Here is a 17,855-nt window from a genome sequence, read left to right as displayed (position 1 = left end):
GACTGGCGGCCCGCTATAGCCGGCGAGATCCAGCAGATACTGGATGAGGATCTGCATGCCGTAATAGATGATGAAGAGCGTCAGAAGCTCCGGCAGGCCGCGGAAGATCGTGGTGTAGACGCCGGCCGCCAGCCGCAGCGACTTTTCTTCCGATTGCTGGCCGAGCGCGACCAGAAAACCGATGACGAGGCCGATCGGCAGGGTGACAACCGCCACCGAAACGGTGACCTGCAGGCCGAGCGCGATCTCGTCGCCCCAGCCGGTATCGCCACAGGCAAGAATCGTCGACGGCGCTAACCAGGTGAAGATGCCAACGGGCCCGCACAGTGGATCGACGATGTGCACAATCAGGCTCCATAAGGAGCCAAGCGCGGAAAATAATCCGCCCATGCCAGAATTCCCCTCACGGCTTTTGCCGTTTTGATATTGCCACCTTTGTCAAACAAAAATGGCGGAAGAGCAAGCCTTCCGCCACTATCTTCATCGGCCAGATAGCGAATTTATCATTCGCCGTAAACGTCGAAGTCGAAGTACTTTTCCTGGATCTTCTTATACTCGCCGCTGGCGCGGATCGCAGCGATCGCAGTGTTGAGCTTTTCCTTCAGCGGATCGCCCTTGCGGATGGCAATGCCTGCGCCATTGCCGTTGATTTCCTTGTCGACCGGCAGGGTCGTCAGGATCTTGCAGCAGGAGCCGTCGCCGGACTTCACCCATTCGGAGAGAACGACGATATCATCAATGACGGCATCGACACGGCCGGCTGCAGCATCGAGTTTGTACTCGTCAGCCGTTGGGTAAAGCTTCAGCTCGCTGTCAGCGAAGTGCTTCTCGACATAGTTGACGTTCGTCGTGGAGGTTTGCACACCGATCACCTTGCCCTTGAGGCCGGCAACATCAGTCACGGTCGAATCCTTCGGCACGGCAACGGCCGGTGGGGTTCTGTAAAAATGATCGGAGAAGTCGACAAGCTTCAGGCGCTCCGGGGTGATCGCCATCGACGAAACGATCATGTCGAACTTCTTGGCGTTGAGCGCCGGGATGATGCCGTCCCAATCAGTGCTGACGAAGGAGCATTCAGCCTTCATTTCGGCGCAGAGGGCCTTGGCGATATCGATGTCGAAGCCCTGGATGGTGCCGCTGGCATCGACGAATTCGAACGGCGGATAGGTCGAATCGGTGCCGATCACATATTTTTCGCCGTCGGCAAGCGCCGCGCCGGCAAAGAGAGACAATGCCGCAAGCGAGGCTGCAGCAAGGAGCTTGATGGAAATGCGCATGAAAATTCCCTCACGGCTTGTGCCGTTTTGACATCGCCGTGTTGCCAAACAAAAATGGCGGAAGAGCAAGCCTTCCGCCATTACCTTCAGCCAGATAGCGAATTTATCATTCGCCGTAAACGTCGAAGTCGAAGTACTTTTCCTGGATCTTCTTGTACTCGCCGCTGGCGCGGATCGCGGCGATCGCGGTGTTGAGCTTTTCTTTCAGCGGATCGCCCTTGCGGATGGCGATGCCTGCGCCGTTGCCGTTGATTTCCTTGTCGACCGGCAGGGTCGTCAGGATCTTGCAGCAGGAGCCGGCGTCGGACTTGACCCATTCGGAGAGAACGACGACGTCGTCGATGACGGCGTCAACACGGCCGCTGGAAACGTCGAGCTTGTACTCGTCAGCCGTCGGGTAGAGCTTCAGCTCGGTGTCGGCGAGATGCTTCTCGGCGTAGTTGGCATGGGTCGTGGAGGTCTGCGCGCCGATGACCTTGCCCTTGAGGCCGGCAACATCAGTGATCGTGGAGTCCTTCGGCACGGCAATTGCCGGCGGGGTGTTGTAATACTTGTTGGAGAAGTCGACGAGCTTGAGGCGCTCAGGCGTGATCGACATGGAAGAGACGATCATGTCGAACTTCTTGGCGTTCAGAGCCGGGATGATGCCGTCCCAGTCGGTGGACACGAAGGAGCATTCGGCCTTCATCTGGGCGCAGAGTGCCTTGGCGACATCGATGTCGAAGCCCTGAATGGTGCCACTGGCGTCGACGAATTCGAACGGCGGGTAGGTCGAGTCCGTGCCGATCACATATTTTTCGCCGTCGGCAAGCGCCGCGCCGGCAAAGAGAGACATGGCCGCCATCGAGGCAGCAGCAAGAAGCTTGGTGGAAATGCGCATGAGGATCCTCTCTGTTGGTGGCTCCGGGCCTTTTTGTTGTTCGCCGGAGGCCGCACACTTCGACGGTGCCACCACCGTCTTGCGGCGATAATCAAACCTTTTCTCACAAAATTGCAACAGGAATCCCGCCGCAATTGTGCGCTGCAACCGGCAGCCAACGTGCGAGCCGATATGAACGAGGACCGACTGCCACGTTCAGGCGAGGTTAATGCGTGCCTTCCTAGCTTCCGGAACAAATCGGCATTTTAGCGCTTTGATTTTCGTGTGGTGCACAAAAAGCCGTGATTGCGGGGCAGTGAGCCCCGGTCGAAGTCAGAACAAAGGACGAGGAAATCCCTGATGGGCATGAAATCCAGACTGTTTGCGAGCGCGGCCTTTCCGCTGCTTTCCCTTGCCTTCGCAATGCCGCCTGTGGGCGCTTACGCCGCAGTCGGCGGGGTTCAGCATGGCGCAGCCGGTACTGTCGCCAATACAGTCGTCGGGGGCAGCTACGAGGTGGCGCAGGACGCACCTTCCGAAGAGGAGCTCCTGAAAAAGAAGAAGCAGGCAGAAGAGCAGCAACAGCAGCAGGAGGCGCCCGCCGAGAAGCCGCAGAAGCGCGAAGCGCCCGCCGAAAGCGCTCCGGAACCGGAACAGAAGCCCAAGCGCCAGCGCGAGCCCGAACCGCAGGCAGAGCCCCAAGCCCAGGCACCCGCGGCTGAGGAGCCGGCACGTCCGCGCCGCCAGCGCGAAGCGCAGCCCGAACAGGCAGCACCCGATCAGCAGGCTCCTGCCGCCGAAGAGCCGCAGCGTCCGCGTCGCCAGAAGCAGGCGCAGCCGGAACAGCAGGCTGAGCCGCAGGCTGTGCAGCCGCAGGCGGAGCAGCCGAAGCGCCAGCGCGACCGCAAGCAGAATGCCGAGCAGGCCGCACCTGACGCGCAGCAGCCGGCTGCCGAAGCTCCGGCCGCCGGCGAGGCGAATCAGCCCGCTGAAAAACCGCGCCAGCGCCCGCAGCGCCAGAAGCCCGAAACATCAGAGCAGCCAGCCGAGCAGACCACGGAACAGCCGGCCGAGCAGCAGGGCGGCAAGCGTCCGGCTGGTGGCAAGCGTCCCGCTGCCACCGAAGAGCAGGCGGCACCCGCCGGTGAGGCACCCGTCCCAGCCGGAAAGCCCGCAACGGCCGAACAGCCGACAGGCGAAAAGCCCGTCCCGGCAGAAAAGCCTGCGACAGCCGAAAAGCCCGCTGCGACCGAAGCGCCGGCGCCCGCTGAAAAACCTGCGACCGCTGAAAAGCCTGCTGCTGGCGAACAGCCCGCCAATGGTCAGCAGGCCGTCCAGCCTGCACCCAGCCAGCCGCTGGAACAGCCCGCCGCCAACGCGCCGCAGCCCGGTGAACAGGCGGCACCCGCTGCGCCGCAGCAGGCCGAACAGGCCATTCCCGCGCCTGAAAAGGTCACGCCGAAGGAGCTGGAGCGCCGCAAGGAGATCGCTCAGGACCCGGCCAAGAGCAACGAGACCATCGTCCTGCCGGTTGAGAATGGTGCCGCCGTTCTCGACAGCGACAAGGATGCCGACCGCAGCCAGGGCCGGCAGGGCCGTCGCGACCGCGACCGCCAGCGCGCCGACAGCCAGGATTTCAAGCTGCCGACCTCGGATGCCGAGGCCCAGTCGCTGAGCGCCACCCGACAGAGTGCTCCGGTGCAGATCGAGGCCATCACGCGTGAAGAAGGCCGGCGCATCGACCGCCGTCCTCAATTCGCCCAGCCGGATGGCGTGCGCTATGGCGAGCGCACGGACGACAGCCGCGTCATCATCCAGTTCGGCGACCGGACCGTGGTCCGCAGCGATGACGACCGCCGGTTCCTGCGTGACGGCGAACGGCCGAGCTACGAGGAACTTTCGGGAGACCGCTACCGCGAAACAATCATGCGGCCCGAAGGCTATCGCATCGTGACGATCCGCAACCGTTACGGCGACATCATCCAGCGCTCGCGCGTCGATGCCCGCGGCCGCGAAGAGGTGCTCTATTATTCGCCCGAGCTCTACGAGGATCCGGACCGTGATTACTTCGAGGATCCGGGTGCCGACCTGCCGCCGATGCGCCTGCGCGTGCCGCTGAACGACTATATCATCGACACCAGCACCGATCCGGACCGTGACTATTACGAGTTCCTGAGCGAGCCGCCTGTCGAGCCGGTCGAACGCGTCTATTCGCTGAACGAGGTGAAGTACTCCGCCCGTATCCGCGACAAGGTGCGCCGCATCGACCTGGATACGGTGACCTTTGCGACGGGAAGTGCGGAAATCCCGATGAGCCAGGCCCGTACGCTGCGCAAGGTCGCCGATGCGATCAACGAAGTGCTCGACAAGAACAAGAGCGAGACCTTCCTGATCGAGGGACATACGGATGCGGTCGGCTCCGACCAGAGCAACCTGATCCTGTCTGACCAGCGCGCGGAATCAGTCGCCAACGTGCTGACGGATGTCTACGGCATTCCGCCGGAGAACCTTGCGACGCAGGGCTACGGCGAGCGCTATCTGAAGGTGAATACGGCAGGGCCGAACCAGGAGAACCGGCGTGTGACCATCCGCCGCGTGACGCCGCTGGTGCGGCCAGTGGCGCAGAGGTAATTTATTACCGATATGATTGCGAAGGGCGGGGTCGTGAGGCCTCGCCCTTTTTTGTTTTGTGGATTTTTGAAAGGGGAGGACAAGCGTGGTTTCCTGCTAACCAACGCTAAGGGGATCAAATTACCAACGGAAGCAGAAGGCGACCTAACGTCTCGTGGCGCCACACCTGAAAGTTGCGCAGCGACAGCTTTGCCGACCTATCCGAAAATCCAGACACCTGAGAGCTCATGCACTCGCCTTTTGCGTAAATCGGATAGACAATGCCGAGATGCAGGCGCCGCCCGCAACGTGCCAGCCCGCGGAGGTAGGGGCGCATATGCCGGGTAGCAAAGCGGGCACTTGATACAGAGAGAGGGGTTAGGGGCATTTTGGATGCTCGCCAGCCCGGATTTTCTACTTTGGGCATGAATGTTGATGATCATCAACGAACTGTTCTTGCGCGAAATGCCGGACAAACCGCTGAGCAAGGGGGGAGACAGAAAATGGACAAGAACGCTGATGACAAAGCCGGTCATGTCGGTCCAAAAGGGTTTACACGCCGGGCAATGCTCACGACTGGCAGCTCGCTGGCGGCGGCGCAATTCGCTGGCAGGATCGGTGCGCGCGGATTAGCCGCCGCACTTGCTTCCGGAACGGCCGCGTTGGCACAGTCGACCAAGCCGAACATTGTTTATATCCTGGCCGACGATCTGGGCTGGAAGGATGTCGGATTTCACGGTTCTGACATCAAGACACCAAACATCGACGAACTGGCGGAGAAAGGCGCCCGGCTTGAGCAATACTATGTCCAGCCCATGTGCACGCCCACGCGGGCGGCGTTCATGACGGGCCGCTACCCGTTCCGCTACGGAATGCAAACCGCCGTCATCCCCCAAGGCGGCACCTACGGCCTGGCGCTCGACGACCATCTCTTGCCGGAACTGCTGAAGGAGGCGGGCTATGCCACCGCCGCGAGCGGCAAGTGGCACCTCGGTCACGCCAAGACGGCATTCTGGCCGCGCCAGCGCGGATTCGACTCATTCTATGGCGCTCTGCTTGGCGAGATCGATCACTTCACGCACAAGTCGGCGAACGGGAATGCGGACTGGTACCGGAACAACGACGCACTCGAGGAGGAAGGATTCGACAATGTACTCTTCGCTGACGAAGCCGTGCGAGTGATCAACGAGCACGATCAGGCGAAGCCTTTGTTCCTGTATCTGGCCTTTACGTCGCCGCATACGCCCTTCCAGGCACCGAAGGAATTTCTTGAACGCAACAGCCATATCGCCGACGAGAGCCGGCGAAACTACGCAGCGATGATCTCGGTGATGGACGATGGCATCGGCAGAGTCGTCGAAGCTCTCGAAATGCGCGGCATGCGCGAGAATACGCTCATTGTCTTTCACAGCGACAATGGTGGCGTGGTCGATGCCTTCTTTGCGGGGGAAAGCAATGTCAAAGGCAAGCTTCCAGCCGACAACGGTCCTTACCGGGAGGGCAAGGGGACGACCTATGAAGGAGGCACGCGCGTCGTTGGCCTCGTCAACTGGCCGGGAAAGATCGAGCCTGGCACTGCCAACGGAATGATGCATGTCGTCGATATGTACCCGACCTTGGCAGCCCTAGCCGGCGCTGAGCTCGGCAAGAACAAGCCGCTGGACGGAATGGACATGTGGCCGGTGCTTGGCGAAGGAAAGCCATCGCCACGCACGGAGATCGTCTACAACATCGAACCAATGACGGCCGCCGTGCGCCAGGGCGATTGGAAGCTGGTGTGGAAGACGACCTTGCCGCCGAAAGTCGAACTCTTCGATCTTTCGAAGGATACGTCCGAGACCACCAACCTTGCCGATCAGAACCCAGAAATGGTCCAGAAACTGCAGGCGCGGGTCATCGAGCTCGCCTCCCAGATGTCTGCACCATTGATCCTGCAGGACGCCGTGCGATTGCTCTTGCACTCGGACACGGTGCTGCCCGACGCGGCCGAAATGTTCAATGTCGGAGATTGAGTGATTTGGCGGTTCATTCCGAAGGAGAGCGGCCTGGCGAGGCCGTTCGTTCCTTGCTCGCCGTTGTGACGCCGGTCGAATTGGCGAACTCGGGCTCGACTTCTCAGGTCGACATTTTACCGTTTCGCTCAAACTCCAGCCGGAGCCCCAAGCCCAACCGTACGCGCCACAAAGTCGGCGATCCCGACGGTATCATCGAGATCGAACACCGCGAGCCCTGCCGCATCCTCCACGGCATGATCCGCCGCAATCGCCACAATATGCGGATCTTCCGATGCCAGCGGATCGCGCCTCGCAGCTTCCAGCCGCCGCGCCTCGATCTTCGGGATCGGCTCGCGTTTGTAGCCCTCGATCAGCACCAGATCGCAGGGCGCAAGCCGCGCCAATATCTCCTCGAAGCTCGGCTCCGGTGCGCCGCGCAGCTCGTGCATGATGGCGTAGCGGGTGCCCGAGACGATCGTCACCTCATGTGCTCCGGCCTGGCGGTGGCGGTAGCTGTCGGCGCCGACCTTGTCGATGTCGAAATCGTGGTGGGCATGCTTCACGGTTGAGATGCGATAGCCGCGACGGGTGAATTCCTCGACGAGGCGCACCGCAAGGCCTGTCTTGCCGGAATTCTTCCAGCCGGCGATGCCAAAGATTTTCTGTGTCATCCCCCAAGTGCCTCCAGCCAGCGTTCGGCCTCTATTAAATCATCAGGCGTGTTAATGTTGAAGAAAGGATCGAGAACGCTGGCGCGGGTCGGATGTAGCGGGAAAGCCACTTCCGTAACGTCATGACGCAAGAGGAAGTCGCGAACGCGGCGCTTCTCGTCGATCCTGACCCATTCTTCCAGATCGCCGGCGAGCGCCGTCGGCCAGAGACCGAAAACCGGATGGCTGCGGCCTTCCGAGGCAGCGATGGCGATCTGTTCGGGATGGCTTACCGCACCCGCAAGCCGGCTAACGAGATCCGCCGGGAAGAAGGGGCAATCGACCGAGACGGTAACGACATGGGTGGCGGGCAGGCCGGCACCATAGACCATTGCCGCGTGAATGCCGGCCATCGGGCCGGCCTTACCGGGAATACGGTCTGAGATGACGGGCAGGTCGTGTCCGTCGACCGCATCGGCATTGACGGCGATCTGTGCCGTCTGTGCAGAGAGGCGGGCCAGAACATGGGAAAGCAGGCTGCGGCCGCCGAGCGTGACGCCCGCCTTGTCGCGGCCCATGCGCGACGAGCGCCCGCCGGCCAGCACGACGCCCGGAATGGTCGATTGGTCGAGCACGAAGTCAGTCATGGCGGTACCTCAGACTATCAAACGGGCGATCGGGGCGCCGACTCCTGGGCAACCGGCGGCACGTGGCGCTTGGCCTCACGATAGAACGTATAGAGGCCGGAGGCGATAACGATGGCGGCACCTACCAGCGTCCAGAAATCAGGCACTTCGGCAAAGAAGAAGAAGCCGAGCAACGAGGAGAAGATCAGGCTCGTATAACGGAAGGGCGCGACGAAGGAGATCTCACCGGTGCGCATGGCGAGGATGACCGACTGGTAGCCGACGAGCACGAGGACGGAGGCGAGCAGGAGGTGCGTCAGCGAGGTGGCGCTGACCGGTTCCCAACCGCCGAGGAAAGGGATCATCAGTGCGCCAAAGATCGCAACAGAGATCGCCGTTATCGTCGTGATCATCAGCGAGGGTATATCCTTGCTGATGCTGCGGGTGGCAAGATCGCGGCCGGCTGTGACGGCGACGCTGCCGACGCAGAGCAGGGCGGCGGCGGTAAAGCCTTCCGGGCCGGGACGAATGATGATCATCACGCCGACAAGACCGACGAGGATCGCCATCCAGCGCCGCCAGCCGACCGGTTCCTGGAAGAAGAGTGCTGCGCCGAAGGTGACGACCAGCGGCAGCGACTGCAGGATTGCCGAGGCATTGGCAATCGGCATCATGCCAAGGGCGGTAATGTAGGTAACAGCGGCAATGATCTCGCAGGCTATGCGCAGCGCGATGATAGGCTTGAGCATGACGCGCCACGGGCGCAGCGCGCCGAATTTCCAGGCGATCAGATAGACGAGAATGCTGGTGAAGAGGCCACGCAGGAACATGATCTCGCCGGCATTCATGTAGGAAATGACTGATTTGGAGAGTGCGTCGCTCGAGGAAAAACCCGCCATCGCCATGCTCATATAGATGGCGCCTTCGGTATTGCGTGATCGCGGCATGCTGGAGATTCCCTTATCTTACAAGCCCTTTTAGAAGGGAACGGACGGTAAGGGAATCGGAGGAATGCCACACCTGCAATAATTCGATGCTGCAGCGCAGCACAACCTGGCGTAAGGGAAAACAAATCCTTGTGCAGTTGCGGCAAATATTAGAAATATAAGGATAATTCCCAAATCTTCCGGTTGCGGATTAAGGTTGTGTCAACCGATTCAGCGAACTATGCGACCACTCTTCATGATGGAGGAGGCCGCCGAACCATCCGGAATGATTGCGGAGTGGACGGTACCATCAGTTTCAAGGCGCCGCGTCCATGCACTTCATCGACCGACTTCTGCAAAGCCGTCGTATCGTCACCAAGGTCCTGCTGTTCGTCATCCCGCTCGTCGTGTTGATCGCCGGCGTCGGCATCCTCGGTTACCACACGGCCAATATCCTGAACGGCCACATGACGGTGACGCGCGCGACGATCGAAAACATCTCCGATTTCGAGAACCTGCAGGCCGCACTTCAGGAGTTCCTCTCCGATCCTTCCGACGCAAGCAAAGCCGGTTTCGGCAAGGCGATCGATGCGCAGGAAAGCGGCGTGGTGCGTCTCAACAGCTTGTTAAAGACCGACGACCAGCGCAGCCAGCTGACCAAAGTCAGCGGCCTGGCATCAGCCATGCGCAAGCAGGAGGAGACGCTATGGAGCCTGCGCCAGACGGAAGATGCGAGCGTTGCAGCCATTACCAAGACGGTGCAGGCGATTTCGGCTGCGGCAGATGAAGCCAGCGGCCAGACAGATCTCATACGCAAGGATTTCACCGACAAGGAAGTCTTCGCCAAGGCGCTGCTCTACAATTCTGCTGCCTTCAAGTCGCTGACCGATATCATGGGCGCGATGCGCGTCGACATTCAGATGGGCTTTACGCCCGAGGAGCAGATCGAGGCCGCCCAGCAGCATATTGCCGAGATCCTGAGACAGCTCGATATCGCCAAGACCATGGTTTCGAAGGATGGCCAGCCGCTGATCGCGCAGGTCGCAGAGACTGCCGGCAAGCTCGATGCGCTCTTGAAGGGCAGCGGGACACCGGATGAGAAAGCCTCCGGCATGGCGCCGCTCCTGACCGGCTTCGTCAATACCGAGGGCCAGATGACGCTGCAGTCGGCCAAGAACAGCGACACGGCATCCGCCCGTTTCGTCAGCCTCGACAAGAGCATTGCCGAACAGCGCGAGCTTTTGACCTCGGTAGACCAGGTGCGCGAGGGCGCCGACCGGTTGCAGGTACATGTCAGCCAGATGCTGAGCACGCGTGACGCCGCCGCGCGGGACGTGGTTCTTGCCGATCTCAAGATGCTGACCGAAACTGCCAGGAAGATCTCCGCGCTCGGGGCCAATGATGCCGTGATGAAGGCTTTTGCGGACAAGGTTGCCCCAGCTGCCGCTTCGCTGACCGCCGCTTCTGCCGACATGCTGAAGGCGGCGGCGGACTGGAAGGCGGCCCGCCAGCAGTCATCCGAAATCCTCTCCGGCGCCATGGCCTCGCTTCGCCAGTTCGTCAGCCAGGCGCAGGAACTCGGCAAGGAAGACAGCGAGCGTTCGGCCAATGTTTCCGTCTTTGCGATGATCCTCGGCACGCTGCTTGCCATCATCGGCGGCCTCATGCTGGTCGAGACCTTGCGCGGCCCGCTGAAGCGCGTCTCCGATGTGATGACGCGGCTTGCCAATGGCGATCTCGAAGTCGCCATCGAAGGCCGCAACCGCGGCGACGAAATCGGCGACATGGTTCGCTCAGTCGCCGTCTTCCGTGATGCGGCGGTCGAAAACGTCCGGCTCGAGAAGGAGGCCGAAAGCGCGCGGGCGCTCTCAGCCGACGAGGCAAGCCTCCGCGCCGCCGAGCGCGAGCGCATCGAGGCCGAACAGAAGCAGGCGCTGAATGCGCTCTCCGACGTGCTGCAGCAGCTGGCACAAGGAAATCTGGAAATCGGCATGCGCCGCGATCTCGCCAGCGATTTCGTCGATATGGCCGATACCTACAATCATGCCGTCGAGGCACTCCGCCAGACATTGGCCGATGTGCGCGGCGCCACCGTCGAGATCAAGGGCGGCACGGGCAACCTCGCATCCTCGGCCGACGATCTCGCGCGCCGCACCGAACAGCAGGCAGCCGCACTTGAGGAAAGCTCGCGGGCGCTGCGGCACTTGAGCGATGTCGTGCGCTCCACCGCCGACCGCGCCAAGCAGACAGCGCAATCCGTCAACGAGACGCAGGTTTTCGCGACCCGTTCCGGTGAAGTCGTCGCCAAGGCCGTCGATGCCATGGGCGAAATCAACCGGTCGTCCGAGAAGATCGCCACCATCATCGGCGTGATCGACGAAATCGCCTTCCAGACCAACCTCCTGGCGCTGAATGCCGGCGTCGAAGCAGCACGGGCAGGTGAGGCGGGCCGCGGCTTTGCGGTCGTGGCGCAGGAAGTGCGCGAACTTGCCCAGCGCTGCGCCAAGGCCGCCCGCGAGATCAAGGAACTGATCTCGGCGAGCTCCGGCCAGGTGCAGAGCGGCGTAGAGCTTGTCGAGGAAACCGGCCAGGCGCTCGCCGAAATCATCGCCCATGTCGGCGGCGTGCAGCGCCTCGTCTCCGAGATTTCGGCGGCCACCGGCGAACAGTCGACCGGCATTCACGAGGTCAGCAAGGCGGTGCATGACGTGGAGCTGATCACCCAGCAGAATGCGGCGATGGTTGAAGAGAACAATGCCGAGATCCAGGGCCTGCGCCAGCGTGTGGACATGCTCACGGACAAGGTCAACCGCTTCCGCACCGGTGACGAAGGCGAGGTGCATGGATATAGCCGCGCCGAAGGTCGCTGGACGGGCCGAGTTGCGTAAGTCAGCGCATCGGAATTGAGATAAGGAAGAGCCCGCGGTTTTCCAACCGCGGGTTTTTCTTTTGAACTATTAGCCGCCTGCGTCGTTTTCCAACCATGTCCAACAAAGGAGAACCGTGATGGATTGGAACCGTGTTGAAGGCAACTGGAAGCAAGTTAAGGGCCGGGTTAAGGAGCAGTGGGGCAAGCTTACCGACGACGACCTTGACCAGATCAACGGACGCCGCGAACAGCTCGAAGGCAAGCTGCAGGAACGCTACGGCCTCGCCAAGGACCGCGCCCGCCGGGACATCGATACCTGGTACGACAGCCAGACCTGGCACTGATAACAATCCGACATCAGAGTATTCCACTCAGAGAGATTTGGCCCCGCTTATGCGGGGCTTTTTTCGTGCCGGCTATCAACCACGGCAAAGCGGTTGAGGCTATAGCCGAATCCTGATCTCCATTAGATATTTTGGGACGGAACATAACGGATTTACGAGCCATGAGCACTGCGGAAAAATCAGATGAGTCGAACCCGGAGCTCCCCATGGGATATTCTCCGGTTCCCAGGGGCAAGCTTGCAAACGCCGTCACCTGCCTGGAAATGACTGAGAAGCCGCTGCCGAGGGAGGCCGGCAACAGCGCAGGGCTTTCCCTGGAGAGGATGTTGGCGCCTGATCCACACACTTATCGGCAGCTCTTCCGGGCGATCGGTGAGGACTGGCTTTGGGTTTCCCGGCTTGTCATGGCCGATGAAGCGCTGAAAGCCATCATCGGCGACCCCTTGGTGGAAATCTACGTGCTACTCTCGGACGGTTGGCAAGCCGGAATGCTGGAGCTTGATTTCCGGCAGCCCGGCCAATGTGAACTTGTCTTCTTCGGGGTCGGAAAAAGCGCCATCGGAACGGGGGCGGGGCGCTATCTGATGAATCATGCTTTGTCCATCGCCTGGGTGCATCCGATCGAGCGACTCTGGGTCCACACCTGCCATTTCGACCACCCGAATGCATTGCCGTTCTATCAGCGGTCCGGTTTCAAACCCTATGCTTTCATGATCGAGGTCACGGATGATCCGCGGCTGACCGGAGTTTTGCCGCGGTCGGCGGCGCCGCATGTGCCTATCCTCGAGTAAGGCAATGCCAGGCGTAGAGGGGCTCTTCCAAAGTTTCAGGATAGAAGGCTGTAAAGGTTCGTCGGCGCACCGTGGAGCATGACCTGCCCTTCGAAGCCGAAGCCGCATTTCTCGAGAACGCGGCGGGATGCGGGATTGGCCGGGCGCACCAGCCCGATAATCCGGCGGGCACCCAGCTCTTCAACGGCAAAGGCCAATATGCCGCGAACGAGTTCGGTTGCGTAACCATGTCCCCAGCTTCGGGGATCGAGATGATAGGAGAGGTTGAGACCCTCGAACTCATTCGACACGGTGACCCCGCCAAAGCCGATCAGCTCACCATTGGCGATGACTGCAAAGCGGCCGAAGCTGTGTTGCTTCCAATGCGCCATGTCCTTCGCCAGTCGTGCGGCGCTTTCTTCGGGGCTGTCCGGCCGAGGCACGGGCCGGTGTGCGACCAGTTCAGGCCTTGCGAACAGCTCCGTCAGAAAATGAAGATCCTCTATGGTCGGTGGGCGCAGCAGCAGCCTGTCGGTGCGGCGCATCTCATTCATTGGAATATCGTTGCCGTCAGTCATTCATGCTCCACTTGGCAAAGGAAGGGCGTGGGGGCAGTGAATATCGATAACGATGTCCCGCCACCGGATAGCCTCCTCCTATTCTCTCGTGCGGCGAAACACAGTCTCTCAACTCATATAGCCGCCATCCAGCACCAGCGGACTTCCCAGCATGAAGGACGAGGCATCCGAGCAGAGCCACAGCACGCCCTCTGCGATCTCCTGCGGCGTGGCGACCCTGCCGATCGGCGTCTGGGCGATGATGGCGGTCGCGATATCGGCGCTCTTTTTCATAGAGGATTCGACGGGCGGGGTGCCGACCCAGCCGGGACAGATCGCGGTAATGCGGATACCCTCGCGAGCATATTCGAGTGCGGCACTCTTCGTCAGCCCAATGACGCCGTGTTTTGCGGCCGCATAGGCCGCACCACCCGGAAAGGGATAGCCGCGCAGACCATCAACGGATGAGTTGTTGACGATGACACCGCGGCCGTCCTTTTGCATGGCCGGGATCTGATAGCGCATGCAGAGGAAGGCCGAGGTCAGGTAGCCGTCGATGGTCTTGCGCCAGGCATCCTCGCCGAGGGTTCCGACCGGTGCGCCGCGTCCGCCGCTGCCGCCATTGTTGAAGGCGTAGTCGATCCGCCCATGTTGCTTGACGATGCCGGAGATCAGCCTTTCTACAGACTTGCCATCGGCCACGTCGCATTCAACCCAGCTGGCGCTGCCATCCGGCAGGCTGGCAAGTGCCTGTTTTGCCCGTTTTTGGTTGCGACTGGCGATGACGAGCGTTGCGCCTTCGCGGGCGAAAGCCTGTGCGGTCGCAAGGCCGATGCCGGATGATCCGCCGGTGATGAGGGCGACCTTACCCTGCATTTCGGGATAACGTTTTGGGCTGGTGTCAGTGGGCATTCGGCGATTCCATGTTCACACAGTCATGCCATATGAGCGTGCCTTGTGGTTCACTGCAAGATCAGGTGCTCGCTGGCTGAAGGGAGGGCGCCATGCCGCGCCTTGCCGGCCCTTCGCATGGCTCCTGGCGTTCGACGCTGGACCCGATTCACTGGATCGATTGCTGCCGCTTCGTGTTACCGGATCTCACCCCCCGGTGACACTCATATGCCGGGCGACGGCCGGACGCTTATGCGTGCGGTCGATGATGAAATCGTGGCCCTTGGGCTTGCGGGTGATCGCCTCGTCGATGGCCGCATGGAGCAGGCTGTCGTCCTCGGTGGCGCGAAGGGCCGCGCGCAGGTCGGCGGCGTCGTTCTGGCCGAGGCACATATAGAGCGTGCCGGTGCAGGTGAGCCGCACGCGGTTGCAGCTCTCGCAGAAATTATGGGTGAGGGGCGTGATGAAGCCGAGGCGGCCGCCGGTCTCCGAAACCCGGACATAGCGGGCAGGACCGCCGGTCTGGTAATCGATATCGGTGAAGGTGAACTGTTGCTCCAGATCTGCGCGCAGTTTTGAGAGCGGCAGGTACTGGTCGGTGCGATCTTCTTCGATCTCGCCCATCGGCATGGTTTCGATGACGGTCAGATCCATGCCTCGGCCATGCGCGAAGCGCAGCATGTCGGGCATTTCCACTTCATTGAAATCCTTCAGCGCCACGGCATTGAGCTTGATCTTCAGCCCGGCCTTCTGGGCGGCATCGATGCCTTCCATGACCTTGGCGAAATCGCCCCAGCGGGTGATTTTTCGGAATTTTTCCGGATCTAGCGTGTCGAGGGAAACATTGATGCGGCGCACGCCGCAGTCATAGAGTTCTTCGGCATGGCGGGCGAGCTGGGAACCATTTGTGGTGATCGTCAACTCATCGAGACCGGAGCCGACCTGGCGGCCAAGCTGGCGCACCAGATGCATGATGTTCTTGCGTACCAGCGGCTCGCCACCGGTCAAGCGGATCTTGCGCACGCCCTTGGCGATGAAGGCGGAACAGAGCCGGTCGAGCTCCTCCAGCGTCAAGAGGTCCTTCTTCGGCAGGAAGGTCATGTTTTCCGCCATGCAATAGGTGCAGCGGAAGTCGCAGCGGTCGGTGACGGAAACGCGTAGATAGGTGATTGCACGCCCGAAGGGGTCGATCATCGGCGCTGCATCTGCTACCAGCGGAGAGGCATTGCCTATCGTTCCGGCTATGGTGTTCACGTCAATCTCCGTACTCTCCTTAATGTGGGCATATGCTATTGTGGCGTCAAGGGAAACAGCTTTCGGCGCCACGGCAAATTGCGCTTGCGCCGAAAAAGATCAGCGCCTACTCCTCGCAGAAGAAGAGGACATAGTGATGAGCGATATCTGGCCCAGCGAACTCCGGGTTTCGAAAGACCGCCAGAGGCTGGTGGTAAGCTTCAATGACGGGCAGAGCTTCGATCTCTCGGCCGAGCTTCTGCGCGTGCTGTCGCCCTCGGCCGAGGTTCAGGGGCATGGGCCGGGGCAGAAGGTCACGGTGCCGGGCAAGCGCAATGTCGCCATCATCTCAATGATCCCGACAGGCAATTATGCCGTGCGCATCGGCTTCGACGACATGCACGATACCGGCATCTACACATGGACTTATCTCCGCGAACTCGGCGAACGCGGCTTCGAGCTTTTCTCGGCCTATGAGGAAGAGCTCGCGGCCAAGGGAATGAGCCGGGACGTAGCGGAAAAGCCACGCTGATCGCGATAAACTTAGGGGCAGACGAGGGGGCACATGACGGAAACACATAAAAAGAGCTGGCTGCGAGCCCACGGGCATACCGGCAGCAGGGTCACATTCCTGGAACTCTTCTTCGATCTCGTTTTCGTCTTTTCCATCTCGCAATTATCGCACGCGCTCTTTGCCCATTACACCCCGCTTGGGGCTGCCGAAGCAGCGCTGATGATGTTTGCGGTCTGGTGGGTGTGGATCTTCACCGCCTGGGTGACGAACTGGCTTGATCCGGAGCGCATGCCGGTGCGCAGCATGCTGATCGTGCTGATGCTGCTCGGCCTCGTGCTTTCGGCCTCCATTCCCGAAGCCTTCGGCGAGAAGGGTCTGCTGTTCGCCTCAGCCTATGTGCTGATGCAGGTCGGTCGCTCAATCTTCACCACCTATGCGATGCAGGCTGCGGGCCGTTCGGCCACGATCAACTTCGTGCGTATCACCACTTACCTTGCCGTTGCCGGCGTGTTCTGGATCGCCGGCGGGCTTCTGGAGCATGAAGCGCGGCTGATCTGCTGGGTGATCGCGCTCTTGATCGAATATTCCGGGCCGGCTCTCGGCTTTGCGGTGCCCGGCCTCGGCAAATCCAAGACGGAGGAGTGGGACGTTTCCGGCGCCCATATGGCAGAGCGTTGCGCGCTTTTCATCATCATCTGCCTCGGCGAAGCGATCCTCGTTTCCGGCCGTACCTTTTCTGAAATGGAATTCTCGGTCATGACCGGGGTGGTCTTCCTGATCGGCTTCATCGGCACGGTTGCCATGTGGTGGCTCTATTTCCGCTTCGGCCATGAGCGGGCGGCGCATCGCATCGAGCATGAGGATACGCCGGGGAGCTTAGCGCGGCAGGCCTTCACCTATGCGCATATCCCGATCCTGGCAGGCATCATCGTGCATGCGGTGGCGGTGGAATTCATGTTCGAGCATCCGCATGAGGCGGGCAATCTCGCCATCGCGGCCTCCGTGCTCGGGGGCTCCGGCCTCTTCCTGATCGGCAATCTCTGGTTCAAGGGCGCCACCAGCGGCCGCCTGCCGCTCTCGCATCTCGCCGGAATCGTGATCCTGATCCTCTGCGCATTCCTGGCGCCCTTCATGCAGGTCTATGTGATGGGCATTCTGGCAGCACTGGTGCTGATCGTCGTGGCAGCGTGGGAATACAAGTCGCTGACGCGGGCGCCGGCGGGGCCGGTACTGCACTGACCTAATCCTCGTCCCGCAAATCCTGCAGCAGCACGCCGATGATGCGCTCCATCGAGTCGGCGGTTGCCATGCATTGCTCGATCGGCTCGGCAGAGAGCGTGCGCTCGATGAGGCCGGTCTGGATCGCCATGGCCTGTTCGGTCAGCTTGCGGCCTTCTGATGTCAAGTGCAGGCGCAGCACGCGCTTGTCGCGCTCGTCGTCGCGGCGCAGGATCAGGCCGCGTTTTTCCATCTGCGGCAGGAGCATGCTCATATTGGAGCGGCCGACGAGCAGCTTGCGGGCCAGCTCCTGCTGCGAAATGCCTTCGAAGCGGTAGAGATTGACGAGAATATCGAGATGCGGCGGCTTGATATCGAGATCGGATAACGAGCGCGCAAGGGATTGTTGCATGAGCTGGCAGGCGCGAGCCACCGCGATCCAGCTGCGAAAACGCGGATGATCCCAGGGAAGGGATTGATTTTTGTTCATCGTTGTACTTTATTGTTCATTGTTGAA

17 protein-coding genes are annotated in these 17,855 nt (G+C 61.0%); 7 read left to right on the top strand and 10 right to left on the bottom strand.

Annotated elements, in window-relative coordinates:
• The 3 genes from PMI11_RS16830 to PMI11_RS16820 all read right to left on the bottom strand — a co-directional run.
• The coding region (locus PMI11_RS16830) for an ABC transporter permease subunit (protein WP_007819188.1) at positions 1–390 on the bottom strand (390 nt) is incomplete at its 3' end.
• 113 nt (positions 391–503) lie between these two features.
• Positions 504–1,277, bottom strand: a complete 774-nt coding sequence (locus PMI11_RS16825) for a transporter substrate-binding domain-containing protein (RefSeq protein WP_007819186.1) — start codon at positions 1,275–1,277, stop codon at positions 504–506.
• A gap of 106 nt (positions 1,278–1,383) precedes the next feature.
• Entirely contained in the window at positions 1,384–2,157 is a 774-nt protein-coding gene (locus PMI11_RS16820; protein WP_007819184.1) for a transporter substrate-binding domain-containing protein, read from the bottom strand.
• 339 nt (positions 2,158–2,496) lie between these two features.
• Here PMI11_RS16820 and PMI11_RS16815 point away from each other — a divergent pair, with 339 nt between their 5' ends.
• Both PMI11_RS16815 and PMI11_RS16810 read left to right on the top strand, forming a co-directional pair.
• Entirely contained in the window at positions 2,497–4,767 is a 2,271-nt protein-coding gene (locus PMI11_RS16815; protein WP_007819182.1) for an OmpA family protein, read from the top strand.
• Positions 4,768–5,135: 368 nt separating this feature from the next.
• Positions 5,136–6,758 carry an arylsulfatase B gene (locus PMI11_RS16810; RefSeq protein WP_244430592.1) on the top strand — a complete coding sequence of 541 codons (1,623 nt, stop codon included), beginning with the start codon at positions 5,136–5,138 and terminating at the stop codon, positions 6,756–6,758.
• A 128-nt stretch (positions 6,759–6,886) separates the two neighbouring features.
• Here PMI11_RS16810 and mobB read toward each other — a convergent pair whose 3' ends face one another.
• From mobB to PMI11_RS16795, 3 genes are read right to left on the bottom strand one after another with little or no spacing between them, the layout of a single operon-like run.
• A complete protein-coding gene (mobB, locus tag PMI11_RS16805; RefSeq protein ID WP_007819175.1) occupies positions 6,887–7,411 on the bottom strand; it encodes a molybdopterin-guanine dinucleotide biosynthesis protein B in 525 nt (174 codons plus the stop codon).
• The gene (gene mobA / locus PMI11_RS16800; protein WP_007819173.1) at positions 7,408–8,037 is read right to left on the bottom strand and encodes a molybdenum cofactor guanylyltransferase MobA; all 630 of its coding nucleotides are present in this window, start codon (positions 8,035–8,037) and stop codon (positions 7,408–7,410) included. The genes mobB and mobA overlap by 4 nt, the downstream gene beginning before the upstream one ends.
• Positions 8,038–8,054: 17 nt before the next feature.
• The gene (locus tag PMI11_RS16795) at positions 8,055–8,963 is read right to left on the bottom strand and encodes a DMT family transporter (protein WP_007819172.1); all 909 of its coding nucleotides are present in this window, start codon (positions 8,961–8,963) and stop codon (positions 8,055–8,057) included.
• A gap of 311 nt (positions 8,964–9,274) precedes the next feature.
• On the opposite strand from PMI11_RS16795, the gene PMI11_RS16790 reads away from it, so the two are divergent.
• From PMI11_RS16790 to PMI11_RS16775, 3 genes are all read left to right on the top strand, one after another.
• Positions 9,275–11,830, top strand: a complete 2,556-nt coding sequence (locus PMI11_RS16790; RefSeq protein WP_007819171.1) for a methyl-accepting chemotaxis protein — start codon at positions 9,275–9,277, stop codon at positions 11,828–11,830.
• A gap of 118 nt (positions 11,831–11,948) precedes the next feature.
• Positions 11,949–12,155, top strand: a complete 207-nt coding sequence (locus PMI11_RS16785; RefSeq protein WP_007819170.1) for a CsbD family protein — start codon at positions 11,949–11,951, stop codon at positions 12,153–12,155.
• A 404-nt stretch (positions 12,156–12,559) separates the two neighbouring features.
• Positions 12,560–12,946: a GNAT family N-acetyltransferase gene (locus PMI11_RS16775; protein ID WP_348257844.1), complete on the top strand. Its 387-nt coding sequence runs from the start codon at positions 12,560–12,562 to the stop codon at positions 12,944–12,946.
• 35 nt (positions 12,947–12,981) lie between these two features.
• Here the strand turns inward: PMI11_RS16775 and PMI11_RS16770 are convergent, their stop codons facing one another.
• From PMI11_RS16770 to moaA, 3 genes are all read right to left on the bottom strand, one after another.
• The gene (locus PMI11_RS16770) at positions 12,982–13,503 is read right to left on the bottom strand and encodes a GNAT family N-acetyltransferase (RefSeq protein WP_007819168.1); all 522 of its coding nucleotides are present in this window, start codon (positions 13,501–13,503) and stop codon (positions 12,982–12,984) included.
• Between the two features lie 108 nt (positions 13,504–13,611).
• Complete coding sequence (locus PMI11_RS16765) at positions 13,612–14,394, bottom strand: SDR family NAD(P)-dependent oxidoreductase (RefSeq protein WP_007819167.1); 783 nt, start codon at positions 14,392–14,394, stop codon at positions 13,612–13,614.
• 186 nt (positions 14,395–14,580) lie between these two features.
• A complete protein-coding gene (moaA, locus tag PMI11_RS16760; RefSeq protein ID WP_007819164.1) occupies positions 14,581–15,627 on the bottom strand; it encodes a GTP 3',8-cyclase MoaA in 1,047 nt (348 codons plus the stop codon).
• 136 nt (positions 15,628–15,763) lie between these two features.
• Here moaA and PMI11_RS16755 point away from each other — a divergent pair, with 136 nt between their 5' ends.
• Together PMI11_RS16755 and PMI11_RS16750 are read left to right on the top strand one after the other, a co-directional pair.
• Positions 15,764–16,138, top strand: a complete 375-nt coding sequence (locus PMI11_RS16755) for a gamma-butyrobetaine hydroxylase-like domain-containing protein (protein WP_007819163.1) — start codon at positions 15,764–15,766, stop codon at positions 16,136–16,138.
• Positions 16,139–16,171: 33 nt separating this feature from the next.
• Positions 16,172–17,359, top strand: coding sequence for a low temperature requirement protein A (locus tag PMI11_RS16750; RefSeq protein ID WP_007819161.1), 1,188 nt, complete (start codon positions 16,172–16,174; stop codon positions 17,357–17,359).
• 1 nt (position 17,360) lies between these two features.
• Here PMI11_RS16750 and PMI11_RS16745 read toward each other — a convergent pair whose 3' ends face one another.
• Positions 17,361–17,828, bottom strand: a complete 468-nt coding sequence (locus PMI11_RS16745) for a MarR family winged helix-turn-helix transcriptional regulator (RefSeq protein ID WP_007819159.1) — start codon at positions 17,826–17,828, stop codon at positions 17,361–17,363.
• Positions 17,829–17,855 lie beyond the last annotated feature (27 nt).

Origin of the sequence: Rhizobium sp. CF142, assembly GCF_000281145.1 — a bacterium.
Classification (GTDB): domain Bacteria; phylum Pseudomonadota; class Alphaproteobacteria; order Rhizobiales; family Rhizobiaceae; genus Rhizobium.
This window is presented reverse-complemented; position numbering and strand designations above follow the sequence as displayed.

Bases quoted from the DNA above. Each gene is read 5' to 3' on its own strand.
- PMI11_RS16825 (WP_007819186.1), bottom strand. From the start codon at position 1,277: ATGCGCATTTCCATCAAGCTCCTTGCTGCAGCCTCGCTTGCGGCATTG.
- PMI11_RS16820 (WP_007819184.1), bottom strand. From the start codon at position 2,157: ATGCGCATTTCCACCAAGCTTCTTGCTGCTGCCTCGATGGCGGCCATG.
- PMI11_RS16815 (WP_007819182.1), top strand. From the start codon at position 2,497: ATGGGCATGAAATCCAGACTGTTTGCGAGCGCGGCCTTTCCGCTGCTT.
- mobB (WP_007819175.1), bottom strand. From the start codon at position 7,411: ATGACACAGAAAATCTTTGGCATCGCCGGCTGGAAGAATTCCGGCAAG.
- mobA (WP_007819173.1), bottom strand. From the start codon at position 8,037: ATGACTGACTTCGTGCTCGACCAATCGACCATTCCGGGCGTCGTGCTG.
- PMI11_RS16795 (WP_007819172.1), bottom strand. From the start codon at position 8,963: ATGCCGCGATCACGCAATACCGAAGGCGCCATCTATATGAGCATGGCG.
- PMI11_RS16790 (WP_007819171.1), top strand. From the start codon at position 9,275: ATGCACTTCATCGACCGACTTCTGCAAAGCCGTCGTATCGTCACCAAG.
- PMI11_RS16785 (WP_007819170.1), top strand. From the start codon at position 11,949: ATGGATTGGAACCGTGTTGAAGGCAACTGGAAGCAAGTTAAGGGCCGG.
- PMI11_RS16775 (WP_348257844.1), top strand. From the start codon at position 12,560: ATGGCCGATGAAGCGCTGAAAGCCATCATCGGCGACCCCTTGGTGGAA.
- PMI11_RS16770 (WP_007819168.1), bottom strand. From the start codon at position 13,503: ATGACTGACGGCAACGATATTCCAATGAATGAGATGCGCCGCACCGAC.
- PMI11_RS16765 (WP_007819167.1), bottom strand. From the start codon at position 14,394: ATGCCCACTGACACCAGCCCAAAACGTTATCCCGAAATGCAGGGTAAG.
- PMI11_RS16755 (WP_007819163.1), top strand. From the start codon at position 15,764: ATGAGCGATATCTGGCCCAGCGAACTCCGGGTTTCGAAAGACCGCCAG.
- PMI11_RS16750 (WP_007819161.1), top strand. From the start codon at position 16,172: ATGACGGAAACACATAAAAAGAGCTGGCTGCGAGCCCACGGGCATACC.
- PMI11_RS16745 (WP_007819159.1), bottom strand. From the start codon at position 17,828: ATGAACAAAAATCAATCCCTTCCCTGGGATCATCCGCGTTTTCGCAGC.